Below are 15,480 nucleotides of genomic sequence, written 5' to 3'. Positions count from 1 at the left end.
AAGCCACCGCATGGACCGTCCCAACTTGCCTTTGAATGCCTTACGCGCCTTCGAGGTCGCTGCGCGGCAGGGGAGTTTCACCCAAGCGGCTATTGAACTGCGGGTCAGCCAGGCAGCTGTGAGCCATCAGATCAAAGGGCTGGAAGACCTGCTTGGAGTGCAGCTTTTCACCCGGACGCCAAAGGGCCTGCTCCTGACGGATGAGGCCATGGCATTGTTCCCCGTGATCAATGACAGCCTCGACCGGGTTGGGCGGGTTCTCGATGGTTTTCTGGACGGACGGTACCAGGAGACGCTGCATGTGGGGGTTGTCACGACCTTTGCCGTCGGGTGGCTGATGCCGCAACTGGCTGCCTTTCGCAGCGCCCACCCAGGGATCGACCTCCGCATCTGGACCAACAACAACCGGGTGGATATTTCCAAGGAAGGCTTGGATATGGCAATCCGTTTCGGCGCCGGGCGCTGGAGCGGGATGGAGACCGTTCCTCTTATGGAAGCACCGTTGACGCCGCTTTGCTCTCCACGGCTAGCAGAATATCTGCAGAAGCCTGCCGACCTGCACGGACACGTTCTCTTGCGTTCCTATCGGGCGGATGAGTGGCCCGCATGGTTTGATAAAGCCGGTACAGCCTGCCCCAACCTGTGCGACCCGATATTTGACAGCTCCATCGCCATGGCAGACATATCCGAGAATGGGGCGGGAGTTGCGCTGCTTTCCCCGGCAATGTTTGCCGAGAGATTGGAGACTGGGCGGCTAGTCGCACCATTTCCCGTTCAGATAGAAACCGGCCGCTACTGGCTGACATACCCTGCTCACAAACCTCCCACACCGGCTATGATAAGCTTTCAGGAATGGGTTCTCGACTGGAATTCCAAGGAATCCCCTCAGGCAGCACCGAAGGCGGGCGCGATTGCAAAGTAGTGTCAATCTCGTTGTTCAGATTACTGAGGCCAATCGCTGCGCTAACCTCGAACCTGCAGCTAAGGACCGGTTTTGTGAAGTTTCACTGCGGCATTGAACCGATCAACGAAGGTCTGGATTGGGCCGTCCCTTCTCACGTATTGTTGCTTCACACGCAGTATGCTGCATCTGCTCGGTAGATAAAATGGGCTCACTGCTGCCTTGCGGCACCGCAGCGCCAAAAACCAACACGAGCCTGCCCCAGGCCCACTATGACCGGCTCGAGCCAGCCCAATTCGGCCATTCGCACGAAGCGCAGCGATGCCTTCGCTGCAGGCGCGAAGGATCCCGCCAGTCTTCCCGAGAGCGGACCTCTAGGCGAGCTCAGCTTGCCAGGACGATGCTGCACCCCGCTCGAAGGTCAGAGAAGCGCAGGAAGCGCCCTTTGCAAACTCGGCCGTGTGACGTAGCCAGCCGAAGTTTTGTGCTGCGGTGCAGCCCGCCGTTTCTGCCGTTCGCTGCGGCCGCGAGGTTCTGGAGCCGGTGAACTCACACAGTGCGGACGAAGCGACCTTTCGCTGCGTTCGTTCCAACGGCAGCTTTATTGCCTCCGGGAACCTTGATGCCAAAGGCCTGTACGGCGGGCCAGCGCCGCCGAGGCCATGTTCGCTTCTGTGAAGATTCTCAGCGCACTGCGCTGACGCCCGATGCCGCTACAGCCCGATCTGAAGCAGCCTCCAGCGGTGGTCGAGGCCGCGTTTTTCCTCGCCACTGCGGGGTTTGACGAAATAGAGCCTGTCGCGGGTTTCTTGCGGCAGAGTCAGCGCAGGAATTTCGTAACTGGGATCGCCGATCTCTGCGCGCGCGGCCAGCACGCTGTTGGTGGCATTGGTGAAAAGCGTCGCCCGTGCCATCTCCTCCGGTTGGAGTACGTGATTCACCAATTGGTTCGATGCATCAAGGTTGCTGGCATCGCTCGGGATAACAAACAGGTCTGCCCATAAATTGGTGCCTTCCTTCGGCATCACGTAGTGATACCTGTCGCTTTCCTGCTCCAGCAGTGGGGCCAGCCCTTCCGTGCTCCAGGCGACTGCCAGGCAGACTTCGCCGTCCATCAGCGCATCATACTGATAAGAATCAAAAGAGCGGACATAAGGCGCGATGGCGGACAGCACGCCGAATGCGGACTCAAGATCCTGTTCCGATTTCGATTGCGGGTTCAGACCAAGGTAGGCGAGCGCGGCGGCCACAACTTCCTCGACAGAATTGACAATTGTAATACCGCAGTCCGCGAGCTTGCTGGCATTTTCAGGGTCGAACACCAGTGCCCAGCTGTCGAGCGGTGCGTCAGGCAAGCGCTTTAGCACCGCGTTGCGGTCATAGGCGATCCCGGTAGTACCCCACAGGTACGGCAGGGCGTAGCCTTCTGCTTGCGGCATTGATGCCAAGAAAATCTGCATCAGCTGGGGGTCGAGTGCGGCCGCGCTGGGAATATCAGACAAGCTGAATTTCCGGATCGCCCCGGCCTCCGTTAAGCGCCCGACAGATTCAGAGGAAACGACCGCCAAGTCATAGTTGGTGCCGCGGGCAAGCAGCCGCGCTTCGGCCTCGTCGGCATCTCCATAGGTGTCCAGCACGATCTCAGTACCCGTGGCTTCCTGGAAACCTTCGACGGTTTCCGGATCGATGTAGCCGCTCCAGTTGTACAGCCGCACCTGACCGTGGTCCGCTGACGCCGGGGCTGCCAGTGCGGCCGCGGCAGCAGCGACTGCGGCAATCTTCGATTTCAGGCACATTTCGCATTCCCTTCAGGGGTTATGCCGGCCTCCTCCGGCCAGAGACGGGTCAAGGCAGCGGCGAGCGCCGCTTTGTTGACCGGCTTCGCAAGGTAGTCGTTCATGCCTGCAGACAGGCCTTCGGAACGCTGTTCGCTCATCGCGTTGGCGGACAAGCCGATGACCGGCACCGGCTCCAGGCCCAGTTCCTGCTCCTTCGCCCGGATCGCCCGGGTGGCATCGAGCCCGTCCATATCCGGCATCCGAACATCCATCAGCACCAGATCAGGTGCCCAACTGCGGGCCAGCTCAACTGCTTCAACGCCATTCCCTGCGGTTATAACGGTGCATCCCAAACGCTCCAGCATCTTGCCCGCGACTATTTGGTTAACCCGGTTGTCATCAGCGACAAGCACCTTCTTGCTGAACGAGGCGCCGGCCGGTTCGGGCTCGGGCACTTCGGCGGGGGGCGGAACTTTTTCGACCGGGAACTCCACAGTGAATTCGGAACCTTCGCCCTCCGCGCTTTGCAGCGATATCCTGCCGCTGATCGCTTCGGTGAGATTTTTTGTGATGGCGAGGCCCAACCCCGTTCCGCCAAACCGCGTGGTCGTGGTCGCATCGGCCTGCGCGAATTGTTCGAAAATCCGTTCCTGGGCTTCCGGCGGGACCCCGATCCCGGTGTCCCTGACGGCAACCCGGATCACCCGTGTGCCGTCCTGGGCTGACGGCAGTTCCTGCAGCTTCACTTCCACCGAGCCGTTCTCGGTGAATTTCAGCGCATTGCTGATGAGGTTGACAACAATCTGCCGGATCGCCGTGCTGTATCCCAGCACGTGCCAGTTGTTCACATCGGTGCTTTCGCTCAAATTCAGGTCGATATTCGCACTCTGGGCCCGCGCGGAAAACAGGTCGATGACCTCCAGGCAAAGCACGCGGACGTTAAACGCCTCTGCCTCCATTTCCAGCTTTCCGGCCTCGGCCTTGGACAGGTCCAGGACGTCATTGATGATGCTCAGCAGGGAATTGCCGCTGATGATCATCATGCGGATCATGTGCCGCTGCCTGTCATCGAGCTCAGTATCGTTCAGCAGCTCCGCCAAGCCAAGCACACCGTTCAGCGGAGTCCGGATTTCGTGGCTCATGGTCGCCAGAAACACCGACTTCGCCTCCGACGCAGCTTCGGCCTTGCGCCGGCTCGCCTCGATCTCCGACTGAGCGCTGATGATGAAGCGCTCCATTGGCACATGCACGAACCGGGCGGCGACATACACGCCAATTGCCCCGATGGCGACAGCCACCAGGGCATAAATCAGCTGCGTTTCAGCCGCGATCCGGCCGCTTCGCGCCTCGGCCTCCTTGGCCTTCATGAACAGCGGCAGCAGCCGTCTGGACAGGTCCGAAGCCAGCGCCGCAGCCTTTGAAACAGCGGCGGCGTCCCGGTTTCCGGCGGGGTCTGTCAAAACCCCGGTCAAAAACACGATGTCTTCGAGTTCGGATACTGGGTTCAGCGTTGGCTGGGACAGGATTTCCTGCGCTTGCGGCGAAAATGCAGCAAGTGCGCCGGCGCCGGTGAGTTCTGTAAGCGAGTCTGCCGCGGGCCTTGCGCTTCGCCGGATGCGCCCGCGCGCGATCAGCGCCTTCTGGCTGCCCGGCTCGTCCCTCAATTCATCAAACGCCAGCGACAGTTCGGCAAGTGAGACCAGAAGCTGGTCAAGCACCCTGGTGTTTTCCGCCCGCTGGGCTACGCTCCTTTGCCCGGACAAGGTTACGCAGAATGCGGCCACTGCGGCAGCCAGCAAGATCGCCAAGGCGATGCCGCTGCGCAGCCGGAGATATTTTCGAGTGACTCGCTGCTTTGTCATTTGGGGCCCGGAGTTTTGTTGTTTTGATAAGCCCTTGCGGCAACTTCTGGCAGACTAGAACTGAATTTCCATTCTGAAAAGTAAGCATTGAAGATCAATTAACCGGCCGATATCGGAAAGTTTACCCAGAATTCCTGTTCCTGCTGCCTGAAAGCGGCTCTGATCCGGTCAGGGCTGGACACGGCTAAATCCTTCAAACTTCTTTCAAATTGAGAAATATCGAGGTCTTGCGGCCGCGGCATGAGCCATTGGACGTGAATAACGGCGAGAGCAATTGCGTATTTCCTGAGAACGGACAGCGAAAATGGAGCATTGACCGGCAGCATTGACTACGCGGGCATTCTTGCCTTTCGTAGCATCCGGCAAACTGGAATTCTAAGCGGCCGGACACTACGCTCGGCCTAAACGTGAACTTTCAGGGTGAGGCAGGGAGGCGCCCGGAGCAGATGGGCAACGATCCCAAGATCGTTGCCTTTCCTTTGAAGCGGGACAAGTAAGCGGCGGGGACGCGGCGAGCGCCGCACCGCTGCCAAGGACCGCGAAATCGCGCGGCCGCGCTTAGGTTCAGTTGCGGCCAGAAAGACAAGGCGCGTATAGCGACGCCAATGTGCTGCCGTCGCTGGATCGCGTTAACAGTGATGGCCACTGTGAGAATGGCAACCTTCAGCTTGATTGCCGCTTCATCAACTTCTGGAAATAGGCTGCTGACGACCAAGAGTTCCGAAGGTTGATTTCCGGCACTGTTCCCCGTCAGGGAACATGAGTTTGGGACCGATCAAGAGGCGCCGGCCAGGCGCGGATTCCACGAACAATGGGAAAGCGGCGGCCTGGCCGGCGATGGTGCGTTTTTTGCCTGGAGCGCTGATCAGAAGTCAGCTTGGACGGCAACAACAAAGCTGCGTCCCGGCTGGGCAACTCGGCCGATGGGGCTCACGTCAACACCGCGGGTGTAATAGTCCTCATCAAAGAGGTTGTTGATCGCTGCGGTAAGGCGGACATTCCGGTTGGAAACGCCGAGGTCCTTGGACGCCTGCAGGTTCCACACCCAGGCAGACGGCAGAGGGCCCGCCGAGCCATCGGCCGTTTCAACCTGGGTATTGGCGGCGTCACTGAAAGCAGCGCTGCGGTAATGGCCATTGAGGCCGAAGGCCCAGCTGTCCAATTCGTATTCAGCCGTCACATTGAACTGATGGTCCGAGGCGTAAGGCACTTCGTTGCCCGCAAATTGCCCCGCAAGCTGCTCGGTATCGGTCAATGTATAATTCGCCTTCAGCGACAGGCCCGGCACCGTATAGGGCTGCCACGCGGCGGTCAGCTCAACGCCCTGGTGCCGGGTCTCGCCCAGGTTCTGGAACTGCAGGCTGGCCCGGTCGAACTCAATCTGGTCGGAGAAATCGATCCGGAACAGCGCAGCGCTGAGGCTGATGTCCGAGGTTGGCTCATAGCGCATCCCCAGCTCGTAGTTCCACGCCAGTTCGTTGCTGACCGGCGCGCCGCGGGTCACCTGCGCCACCTGCGGAACGCGCAGGGACTTGTTGGCATTGGCGAACAGGAAGACGCTGTCCGCCGCCTGGAAGCCAACCGCCAGGCCGGGCAGGAGTTCGGTGGTGCGGTTGCCCGACGCAGTATTGTTGATGCGGTCGCTGAAATCGGTCTCTACAGACTCGTAGCGCAGGCCAGGGGTGATCTCCAGCCGGTCATTCATCAGTGAAACCGTGTCGCTGATGTAAGCAGCATAGGCGTCGGTTTTGAAGTACCAGTCCCGCGCGGCCGTGGTGGTGCCGGTGGTGAGATTGGTGCGGTCGACGGCAAAATCGACCTCTTCGCGCACGTACCGGGCGCCGACCACCAGCTTGTGCGAGGCATATCCGGTGTGGAACAGATTTGTGTAGCGCGGTTCGGTGCCGTAGACTGTGAATTCGCGCGGGCTGCTGGCCACGTCAGTTGCCGGGGTGTCCGGGTCGAACGGCTGGCCAAAATCGAAGGTTCGGTCCGATTTATGCGCGAAATTTACCCAATGGAATTCCCCATTGCTTCCGATCTGGCGGTCATAGGTCAGAGAAGCGCGCAGGGTTTTTGCATCAAAGGCATCATGCGGGCGCGTTGATTGGCTCGGATCCTGTTCGTAGGCCTGCGACGACAGCGCCCCGGGCAGTTCCGCGTCCACATCGTAATACTGCAGGCGGCCTTTCAGGCTGCTCCAGTCATCAATCAGCCACTCACCATCAACCATCACGTTCAGGACATCGGTTCCGGAATGCTCCCGGCCGCCGTCGCCAGTAATTGCGTTGACCTGCGCTTGCAGACCGAAATCCGGGGACACGAAGCCGCCCCACCGGAAGTAGGTGTCGCTCAGAAGGTTGCCGGTGCGTTCATCCACGATGAATTTCTGCTTGGCGGTGCCGGAAACCTCTTGCGGGATCGGCTTGCTGATCAGGTCGATAACGCCGCTGACGTTGTTCGGACCGAAACGGACAGCTCCGCCGCCGCGGACGATATCTGCCCGGGCGATCATTTCCAGGCTTGCCGGAAACAGCGAGAGCCCGGTCCCGGTGTAAGGTGCCAGCGCCAGCGGGATACCGTCCAGCAGCATCATGACCCGCTCACTGCGCAGCGGGTTGAGGCCGCGGATCCCGATGTTGGGCAGCACGCCGGTGCCGGTCTCGTCCTCGACACGGACGCTGGGAACCTTGCGCAGCGCATCATCCAGCGTCCGGTTCGCCTGCTCATGGAGGTCTTTTTCGGACAGGACATCACGTGCGCCCGGGTAACGCTTGACCTCTGCTTCCGTGGAATCGCCGAGCCAGCTACCGTCGACAGTTATTGCTTCCAGTTCGAGGACTTCGGCGTCCGTCTGATTGGCTGGCTGCGCATGCAGAGCCGCCGGCATCCCCAGGCTTGCGGTTGAAAGTATCAGAAGTCCCAAGGTGCTGACTGGCGAGCCAAGAGACCGCTCTGGCCGTATGTAAGTATTTCCTGCGTGAGTGGTTCGCATTTTCGTGTTCCTCGTCCCGATCGAAATTCGCATCCGGAAGAACTGCTTGCAGGAGTTGATCAGCGCATTCTTTGCGCCAGCCGGTACCCGTGAGCATGGGGCAGCCGGCAGGTCTCTCTGTCTTTTGTTTGGCTGTATTCGCCGCGGTTCACATGGTCCTGATGCAACCGGGCTTGACGGACTGCCGCTTGGCTGGGTCCCGGCTCTCATAGGTGGCAGCCCCCGCGCCGTCAATCCTGACAAAAAAACTTTTTTGCAGGCTGCTAATGGCCGTGGAACCCGCGGATATTCTGAACAATCGCATTTCTGACAAAAAGACTTTGACGGCGCATGGCCTTGCCTGTAACTGCAGCAGCCATCAGCCAGCCCTCCGGCGAGCCAGATATGCAAACGAGCTATGGTCCCGGTTACATGCGCTGTTTCATTCTTGCCATCGTTCTTGGTCTCGCCGCTGCTGCCGCTCAGGCGCGTGAAGTGGTTCATGCGCTTGGCACGGCACATGTACCGGATGCGCCTCAACGGATCGTGGTGCTGGAGTTCTCCTTCCTCGATGCCTTGGCCGCGGCCGGGTTGAAACCGGTGGGCGTCGCGGATGACAACAAGCCGGAGCGCATCCAGCCTGTGCTGCGGGACCTGACCGGAGACAGCTGGACCAGCGTCGGCACCCGCAAAACCCCGAGCCTGGAAGTGATTGCCGCGCTGCAGCCTGATCTGATCATTGCAGACACCGCCCGGCATGGCACAATCCGTAGCACGCTGGAGCAGATTGCTCCGGTGATCTTCTACGACAGCCTGACTGGCGGATACGAGGATGTGCTGTCTCAGGCTGCCCGTATCGGCGAAGCGGTAGGCCGGGGCGAGGAAATGGCTGCATTTCAGGCCGGTCACGCTGTGCGGATGAGCGCGATACGTGAGCAAATCGCGGCCGCAGCCAATGGCCGCCCCGCGCAATTCGGGGTCGTAAGCAGCCGAGGGCTCTGGCTGCACAGCCCGCAATCTTATGCCGGCACATTGCTGGACGTTCTCGGCTTCGATGCAGCCGGGCCAGAGACCGAGGGCAGCTCCTACGGCGCTCTCTACCAGACTGTAACGCTTGAGCAGCTATCGGAAACCGATCCCGCCATTCTGATCCTGGGCAAACCTGCCAAGGGGGATACGATTGATCAGGCCTGGGCGTCCGAAGCACTTTGGCAACAGCTTGAAGCGGTCCGGAATGGAAATGTCTTTGATGTTTCCTCCGATCTCTGGTCCCGGTCGCGGGGCATGCTGACCGCCGAACAGTCCGCAGCAGATCTTCTGGCCATCGCAAAGTCGCTCCAGTGAACGGGGCCCGCTGTGTGATTCAGGCCGGCGAAAAGCATACGGTCCGCTGGGACCGGGTATTCTGGGTGCTGGCCGGATGTGCAGCCTTAGCGGGAGGCACCGGGCTTTCGCTGGCCACAGGCGGGCGCAGTGATGTCGGGCTTGCCGATCTGTCAGGTTTGTTCCGGGGTGCTGAGGCGACACTGGCCGAACAGACCATGCGCGATATTCGAGTGCCGCGCACCCTGTCGGCGGTGCTGCTGGGCGCCAATCTCGGGGTGGCCGGGCTGCTCCTGCAAGCGGTGACACGCAACAACCTGGCTTCGCCGGGCCTGCTTGGAATCAACCAGGGGGCGGCGCTGGGGATCGTGCTGGGAGTGGCGGCTCCCGGGTTTGCGGCGGTGCCATTGCCGCTGCTGGCGACGTTCTGCGCCCTTACCGCGGCAGCTCTGACCTTTGCCATTTCGGGGGCATTTTCCGGGCGTATCGATGCGATGCGGCTGATATTGGGCGGGATTGCCGTGGGCGCACTTGGGTTTGCCGCAGTGCGGCTCGGCTATACGCTGGAGGACGACGTGTCGCGTCAGATCGTGCGCTGGACAGTCGGCGATGTCGCCGGGGTGCGGATGGATGCTGTGGTGCGGCTGGCTCTGGTCGCGGTGGCAGGCGGCGGCTCAGCCTTCGCCCTGGCTCACCGGCTTAACCTGATGGCACTGGGACAGGCCGCCAGTCACGGGCTGGGCGCAGACCCCCGCCGCACGCTGGCCGCCGGCACGGGTTTAGCAGCCATTCTGACCGGGGTCAGCGTGTCCGTGGCCGGCCCCATCGCGTTTGCCGGACTGGTGGTGCCCCATCTTGCGAAAAGCCTGGCAGGCCCGGATTACCGCCGGCTGGTGCCGCTGGCCGCACTTCTGGGAGCCGGGCTGATGGCCTGGGCAGATGCGCTCTCGAAATTGTGGCCAGGCATGGCGGAGATTCCGGTAGGCGTGGTTGTGGCCCTGATCGGCGCACCCTGGCTTCTGGCGGCAGTTCTCAGCGGCAAAGGAGCAGGCAATGCTCGCTGATCCTTTATCCTATCACCGTTTCGGCAGCCGCCGGGCTTCCTGCCCCCTGATCTTTCTCTCGCTTGTACTGACTGCTGCCGTGCTGTTCGGCCTCACCAGCGGCGCAGTTCCCATCCCTGCCAGCGTCCTATGGAACACGCTGTTTGGTTTTGAGGGGCCCCGTCAGGATTTCATTATCCTCAACCTGCGTCTGCCCCGTACCCTTCTGGCTGCGCTTACTGGTGCTTCGCTCGCTGTCTCCGGGGCGGTGATCCAGTCGCTGCTGCGCAATCCGCTGGCAAGCCCGAAAATCGTCGGCATCAATTCAGGCGCCGCCTTTGCGGTTCTTGGTTGCACGTTAATCCTGCCCGCTCATGCCAGCGGTTTGGCCCCCTATGCGGCAGCAGCGGGAGGGTTGGCGGCTGGCGGTCTGGTGTGGATCATGGCCAGCCGGGGACAGACGGATGCCGCCCGGCTGACCCTGATCGGAATTGCAACCGGGTTTGCGCTGGATGCTGCGGTTGAATTTCTGCTGGTCACCCAGACCGGGCCTGAGTTTTCAGCGCCGATGATCTGGCTGACAGGCAGCCTGTGGGGCCGCGGCTGGCCGCATCTTGCCGCTGTCGCGCCGGTACTGACTGTGCTGATCTTACTGGCTTTCCTGCTGAGCTTCCGGCTGGACCTGCAATATCTCGGCCCCGCCCGTGCGGCAGCGCTTGGGGCGCGCAACCGGCTGGAACGCGGAGCGGCCTTTCTCGTGGCAGTCCTTCTGGCCGCCATTTCCGTCAGCGTGGTCGGGGTCATCGGCTTTGTCGGCCTGATGGCGCCGCATATCGCTATGCGGCTGGTCGGCGGGCGCCATTGGCCGCTGCTGCCTGCCGCGGCGCTGACCGGCGCGATCTTCTGCGCGGGCGCTGATGCCGCCGGCCGCGCCATCGCGCCGCCGGTCGAGATTTCAGCCGGCATCATCACGGCGTTGCTGGGCGCGCCGTTTTTCATTTGGCTTCTTGTAACAGAGAACCGCAGTCAGAGAGGCACCGGATGATCGAGCTTGAAAACCTCGTGGCAGGCTACCGGTCTTTCCGCCTCCACCCTGCAAGCTTGCGCTTTGACGCGGGCAAGCTGACTGCTCTGATTGGCCCGAATGGCTGCGGCAAGTCCACCCTTTTCAAGGCGGTATCCGGGCAGCTGAAAGCGGATAGCGGGCGGATCCGCGTTAGCGGTGAAGACATTGCGCGCCTGTCCCCCCGTGCCCTCGCCCGGCGGCTCGCCCTGTTGGCGCAGGACAATGAAGTGCCGCCCGGGGTCACCGTGGCTGATCTGGTAGGCTATGGCCGCGCCCCGCATCAGAACCTGCTGGGCATTGGTGATGCCGCCGACCGGGCTCTTGTGGCCCGTGCCATTACCCGGATGGGGCTGGAGGAGCTCGCCGGGCGCAAGCTGGCGACCCTGTCCGGGGGGCAGCGCCAGAGGGCATTCATTGCCATGGTTCTGGCCCAAGACACGCCGGCGATGCTGTTTGACGAGCCGACCAGCTGGCTGGACATCCGCCACCAGGTGGAGGTGTTGAGACTGATGCGAAGCCTGGCCCGCGAGGGGCGGAGCTGCATCACTGTGCTGCACGACATCCCGCAGGCGGCCCGCTATGCCGATGAAATCGTGGTTATGAACTCAGGCCGGGTAGTGGCGCATGGCGCGCCTCGGCAGGTGCTTACGGCGGAGCTGATCGAACAGGTCTATGGCCTGCCTGTCGAAATCCATCCCGACCCGGTAACCGGAACACCAGTCCCGGTGCCGCTGGAGACGGTCTGCCCGGTTCAGTAGTTCAGCATGCAGCAGAGATTGGCTTGCCAAGCATCGCAAGTGGCGGCTGTCAACATGCGTCAGCCAAGGTGGCGATAACCCGGAGGCGGGAGTCAACCTCGAGACGGTACCAGGATGAGTGCGCTGCCGATCAGGCAAATCGTCATTCCTGTTATATCCCATCGGTCGGGGCGGTTGCCTTCGGCCAGCCACATCCAGAACATGGAACTGGCGATATAAACGCCGCCATAGGCGGCGTAGGCCCGGCCGGCAAATGCGCTGTCTGCGCGCGTCAGAAGGTACGCGAACAGCACAAGGCTTGCGATGCCGGGCACCAGCCAGAGCGGCGACCGGTCCAGACGCAGCCACGCCCAGAAGGCAAAGCACCCGGCGATTTCCGCCAGGGCTGCCAGGGCAAAGATCAGAAACGTCCCGGTCAAGATGCCAGCGCCTCCAGCACCGGGCACTCCGGGACATCCTCGCCGGAACATTGGGCAGCTGTTGCGGCCAGTACTTTTTCGATTCTGCGAAGGTCTGCAATTTTCCGGCGTACATCGCTGAGATGGCGTTCGGTCAGGGCTTTCACCTCACCGCAGGTCTGGGTGCCGCCGTCGACCAGGCCAAGCAGATCTTTGATTTCTTCAATGGCAAAGCCCAGCTCGCGGGCCCGCAGGATGAAACGCAGGCGCTGAACATGGGCTTGCCCGTAGATGCGGTGGCCCGCAGCCGTGCGCGGCGGGTCCGGCATCATGCCGGTTTTCTCGTAATAGCGGATGGTTTCAAGGTTGCAGCCCGTTGCCTTGGCCAGCTCCCCCCGGGTGAGAGCTGTCGCGTCTTTGTGATCCGGCATCGTATAGAACCTCCTTGCCCCTGTAGCTACTACAGGCCTTACACAAGGTGCCAGCACTATTTGTGAGGAGACAAATATGAGGATTGCTGAAAAGCAAACCAGAGAAGCGGAAACAGGTGTGGACCGAAGCAGCAAAGGCTGGCTTGCCGCGGGCGGGCTGCTTGGCGCGGTTTTTGCGTCCGCCTGCTGCGTCGGGCCGCTGGTATTGCTCACGCTCGGAATCTCGGGAGCCTGGATCGGCAACCTGACCGCCCTTGAACCCTACAAGCCGGTTTTTGCCCTGATCGCGCTTGGCTTCATCGGCGCCGGCTTCCGGCAGGTTTACTTCCGCAAGCCGGTCACCTGCGAACCGGGGTCCTACTGCGCCAAACCCTCCTCGGCCCGCATCACCAAGACAGCGCTCTGGATTTCGCTGGTTCTTGTTGTGGCAGCTCTCACCATCACCTTGTGGGCGCCGCTCTTCTACTGAAAGGAATATCTCATGAAGAAATTGCTCGCTGCCGTTCTCGGGCTTGGCCTTCTTGGGATGGCCCAATTTGCGGCTTTGACGATGCCCGCAGCCGCCCAAAATCTTGCTGCGGAGGAGACCGTGACCTTCGAAGTCGAAAACATGACCTGCGCGCTCTGCCCGGTGACGGTGAAGCGCGCGATGGAAGGCGTGGACGGCGTGCGCTCCGTCGAGGTGGATTTTGACGCAAAGACAGCCACCGTGGTCTTTGACACAGCTACAACGAGCGCCGAAACCATTTCGGCGGCCTCCGCAAATGCCGGCTATCCGGCAGTGGAGAAAGGCTGATCCCATGCGTGACAGCCTGATGGGAGGCTTCGCTGCGGCGGTCCTGGCCGCACCGCTAGTGATAATCTGCTGTGGCGGCGGCGGTGTCTTTTTGTCTGCGCTCGTTGGAACCGCGGGCGGATGGCTGACTGGGTACGGTGTGATTTCCATTGGGCTGGCGGCTGCGGCTCTTACACTGGTCCGGCGTGCGGTGCGCCGCGGCCGCCCGGCCGGCCAGTGTCTGGCTGGGAGCAACAAACCATGACTGAAAAAACTGACCGCAAGTTGCTGACCACTGGAATCGCGGGCACCCTTGTCGCCGCATTGTGCTGTTTCACACCAGTCCTGGCAGCGCTCCTTGGCGTTGTGGGGCTTTCTGCGGTGCTGGGCTGGATCGACTATGTTCTGTTCCCCGCGCTGGCGTTCTTCCTTGCCCTGACGGCCTATGCCGTCTGGCGGAGGCAGCGGCGGGCACAGCAGAACTGACACGGAATTTTGTGACGAGGATTGTTGCTGCCCCCCGTTGGGGCGGGCTCATTTCGGGCTCAACCCGGTGCCGGCAAAGACCGCCGGAGCATAACCCAAACACATAACAAAGGCGCTCGTGCGCGTCTTGAAAGGATAGACCAATGAACAGCGACTGCTGCACGCCAAGTAGGGAATATGACCTTGCAGTCATTGGGGCCGGTTCGGCCGGGTTCTCGGCCGCGATCACGGCCGCCGAGGGTGGCAAACGGGTGGCGCTAATCGGGCATGGCACCATCGGCGGCACCTGCGTGAACGTGGGCTGTGTGCCTTCGAAAACAATGATCCGTGCCGCCGAGGCGGTACATGGCGCGACGGCTGCGCATCGCTTTCGCGGCCTGAAAGGCAGCGCAGAAGTCACAGACTGGGCTGCGATCATTAGGGCCAAGGATGATTTGGTGGCCACGCTGAGGCAGAAGAAATATGCCGATTTGCTCCCAGGATACGAGGGTGTCACCTATATTGAGGAAGGCCCCGCGCGGCTGGTTGCGGGCGGGGTCGAGGCCGGAGGCTGGCTGATCCGGGCGCCGAAGGTGATCATTGCAACGGGCGGAGGGCCCGCGCGGCCGGATATCGCGGGTATTGAGGATGTGCTGTCCCTCGACAGCACCTCTCTGCTTGAGCTGGACCATCTGCCTGAGCGCCTGATTTTTCTGGGCGGCGGCTATATTGGAGTCGAGTTGGCGCAGATGATGTCCCGGATGGGCGTCGATGTGACCCTTGCCTGCCGCTCCCGCCTGCTGCCGCAGACCGAACCCGAAGTATCTGCGGCGCTGGCGGATACCCTGCGCGACGAAGGCATTACGATTTTGGACGGCGTTAGCTATGAGGGCAGCCGCCGCGACGGCGGCGACGCAGTTCTGAACGTGCAAAAGGACGGTGCGGTGCAGGATCTGGCAGCAGACTATCTCGTCCTGACTACCGGGCGCACCCCGAATACCGAGGGGCTTGGCCTGGCGGAACTGGGGGTTGAAACAGATACGCGAGGGGCCATTGCTGTCGGCGCGGATATGCAAACCAGCCGCCCCGGCGTCTATGCGGCTGGGGATGTGACGGACCGCGATCAGTTTGTCTACATGGCGGCCTATGGCGCGAAACTGGCGGCCCGCAATGCGGTTCTGGGCGGCAGCGAGACTTACGATAACGCGACGATGCCCTGGGTTGTGTTCACCGACCCGCAGGTGGCGGGCGTCGGCCTGACCGAAGCGCAAGCACAATCCGCGGGCCATGATGTAAAAACCAGCGTTCTCACACTCGACAACGTGCCGCGCGCGCTTGCGGCACGGGACACGCGCGGCCTGATCAAACTGGTGGCTGATGCCAGGACAGACCAGCTGCTGGGCGGTGTTATCATGGCGCCAGAAGGCTCCGACAGCATTCAGACTCTGGCCATGGCCTTGAAATTCGGAATGACCGCCAAGGCACTTGGAACTACGATCTTTCCCTATCTCACCACAGTCGAGGGGCTGAAGCTCGCAGCGCAAACCTTTGATATGGATGTGGGTCAGCTCTCCTGCTGTGCAGGGTGAATTGGGAAGCAAATCGGATGACCGGTTTTGAAGCTCTCCTGCATGACATTGACGGCCTATCGCTTATCGCGGTCGGTCTGGTGCTGCTCGCCGGATTGGTGATGGGCATAGCCCGAG

The 15,480-nt window shown here is 61.5% G+C and carries 14 protein-coding genes; 9 read left to right on the top strand and 5 right to left on the bottom strand.

Translation table 11 applies throughout. The features are described 5' to 3' along the window. Window positions 1-10: 10 nt before the first annotated feature. Window positions 11-922, top strand: coding sequence for a LysR family transcriptional regulator (locus METH_RS22480; RefSeq protein ID WP_024092620.1), 912 nt, complete (start codon window positions 11-13; stop codon window positions 920-922). A gap of 692 nt (window positions 923-1,614) precedes the next feature. On the opposite strand, the gene METH_RS22475 is transcribed toward METH_RS22480, so the two are convergent. The 3 genes from METH_RS22475 to METH_RS22460 all read right to left on the bottom strand — a co-directional run bounded on the left by METH_RS22475 (window position 1,615) and on the right by METH_RS22460 (window position 7,431). After that, window positions 1,615-2,697 (bottom strand): extracellular solute-binding protein, encoded by a 1,083-nt coding sequence (locus tag METH_RS22475; protein WP_024092619.1) that lies wholly within the window; start codon window positions 2,695-2,697, stop codon window positions 1,615-1,617. Beyond that, a complete protein-coding gene (locus METH_RS22895) occupies window positions 2,688-4,397 on the bottom strand; it encodes an ATP-binding protein (RefSeq protein WP_024092618.1) in 1,710 nt (569 codons plus the stop codon). Before METH_RS22895 ends, METH_RS22475 begins: the two co-directional genes overlap by 10 nt. Window positions 4,398-5,406: 1,009 nt before the next feature. After that, on the bottom strand, window positions 5,407-7,431 hold the full coding sequence (locus tag METH_RS22460) for a TonB-dependent receptor family protein (RefSeq protein ID WP_024092616.1): 2,025 nt from the start codon (window positions 7,429-7,431) through the stop codon (window positions 5,407-5,409). A gap of 435 nt (window positions 7,432-7,866) precedes the next feature. On the opposite strand from METH_RS22460, the gene METH_RS22455 reads away from it, so the two are divergent. From METH_RS22455 to METH_RS22440, 4 genes are read left to right on the top strand one after another with little or no spacing between them, the layout of a single operon-like run. Next, the gene (locus METH_RS22455) at window positions 7,867-8,859 is read left to right on the top strand and encodes an ABC transporter substrate-binding protein (RefSeq protein ID WP_245603023.1); all 993 of its coding nucleotides are present in this window, start codon (window positions 7,867-7,869) and stop codon (window positions 8,857-8,859) included. Then, window positions 8,856-9,902, top strand: coding sequence for a FecCD family ABC transporter permease (locus METH_RS22450; RefSeq protein ID WP_024092613.1), 1,047 nt, complete (start codon window positions 8,856-8,858; stop codon window positions 9,900-9,902). Before METH_RS22455 ends, METH_RS22450 begins: the two co-directional genes overlap by 4 nt. After that, the gene (locus METH_RS22445) at window positions 9,892-10,926 is read left to right on the top strand and encodes a FecCD family ABC transporter permease (RefSeq protein WP_024092612.1); all 1,035 of its coding nucleotides are present in this window, start codon (window positions 9,892-9,894) and stop codon (window positions 10,924-10,926) included. Before METH_RS22450 ends, METH_RS22445 begins: the two co-directional genes overlap by 11 nt. Next, complete coding sequence (locus tag METH_RS22440; protein ID WP_024092611.1) at window positions 10,923-11,705, top strand: ABC transporter ATP-binding protein; 783 nt, start codon at window positions 10,923-10,925, stop codon at window positions 11,703-11,705. The genes METH_RS22445 and METH_RS22440 overlap by 4 nt, the downstream gene beginning before the upstream one ends. 92 nt (window positions 11,706-11,797) lie before the next feature. Here METH_RS22440 and METH_RS22435 read toward each other — a convergent pair whose 3' ends face one another. Both METH_RS22435 and METH_RS22430 read right to left on the bottom strand, forming a co-directional pair. Beyond that, window positions 11,798-12,124: a YnfA family protein gene (locus tag METH_RS22435; RefSeq protein WP_024092610.1), complete on the bottom strand. Its 327-nt coding sequence runs from the start codon at window positions 12,122-12,124 to the stop codon at window positions 11,798-11,800. Continuing rightward, window positions 12,121-12,534 carry a MerR family transcriptional regulator gene (locus METH_RS22430; protein WP_024092609.1) on the bottom strand — a complete coding sequence of 138 codons (414 nt, stop codon included), beginning with the start codon at window positions 12,532-12,534 and terminating at the stop codon, window positions 12,121-12,123. Before METH_RS22430 ends, METH_RS22435 begins: the two co-directional genes overlap by 4 nt. 76 nt (window positions 12,535-12,610) lie before the next feature. Between METH_RS22430 and METH_RS22425 the strand changes: the two genes are divergently transcribed. The 4 genes from METH_RS22425 (at window position 12,611) to merA (ending at window position 15,363) form a co-directional block, all read left to right on the top strand. Then, window positions 12,611-13,003 (top strand): mercuric transporter MerT family protein, encoded by a 393-nt coding sequence (locus METH_RS22425; RefSeq protein WP_024092608.1) that lies wholly within the window; start codon window positions 12,611-12,613, stop codon window positions 13,001-13,003. A gap of 12 nt (window positions 13,004-13,015) precedes the next feature. Further along, window positions 13,016-13,330, top strand: coding sequence for a heavy-metal-associated domain-containing protein (locus tag METH_RS22420; protein WP_024092607.1), 315 nt, complete (start codon window positions 13,016-13,018; stop codon window positions 13,328-13,330). 240 nt (window positions 13,331-13,570) lie between these two features. Next, window positions 13,571-13,795: a mercury resistance system transport protein MerF gene (merF, locus tag METH_RS22410; RefSeq protein WP_024092605.1), complete on the top strand. Its 225-nt coding sequence runs from the start codon at window positions 13,571-13,573 to the stop codon at window positions 13,793-13,795. Between the two features lie 143 nt (window positions 13,796-13,938). After that, a complete protein-coding gene (merA, locus tag METH_RS22405) occupies window positions 13,939-15,363 on the top strand; it encodes a mercury(II) reductase (protein WP_024092604.1) in 1,425 nt (474 codons plus the stop codon). Window positions 15,364-15,480 lie beyond the last annotated feature (117 nt).

Origin of the sequence: Leisingera methylohalidivorans DSM 14336 (assembly GCF_000511355.1) — a bacterium.
Classification (GTDB): Bacteria; Pseudomonadota; Alphaproteobacteria; order Rhodobacterales; family Rhodobacteraceae; genus Leisingera; species Leisingera methylohalidivorans.
Note: the sequence above shows the minus strand (reverse complement) of the source record. Positions and strands in the feature narration are given on the sequence as shown.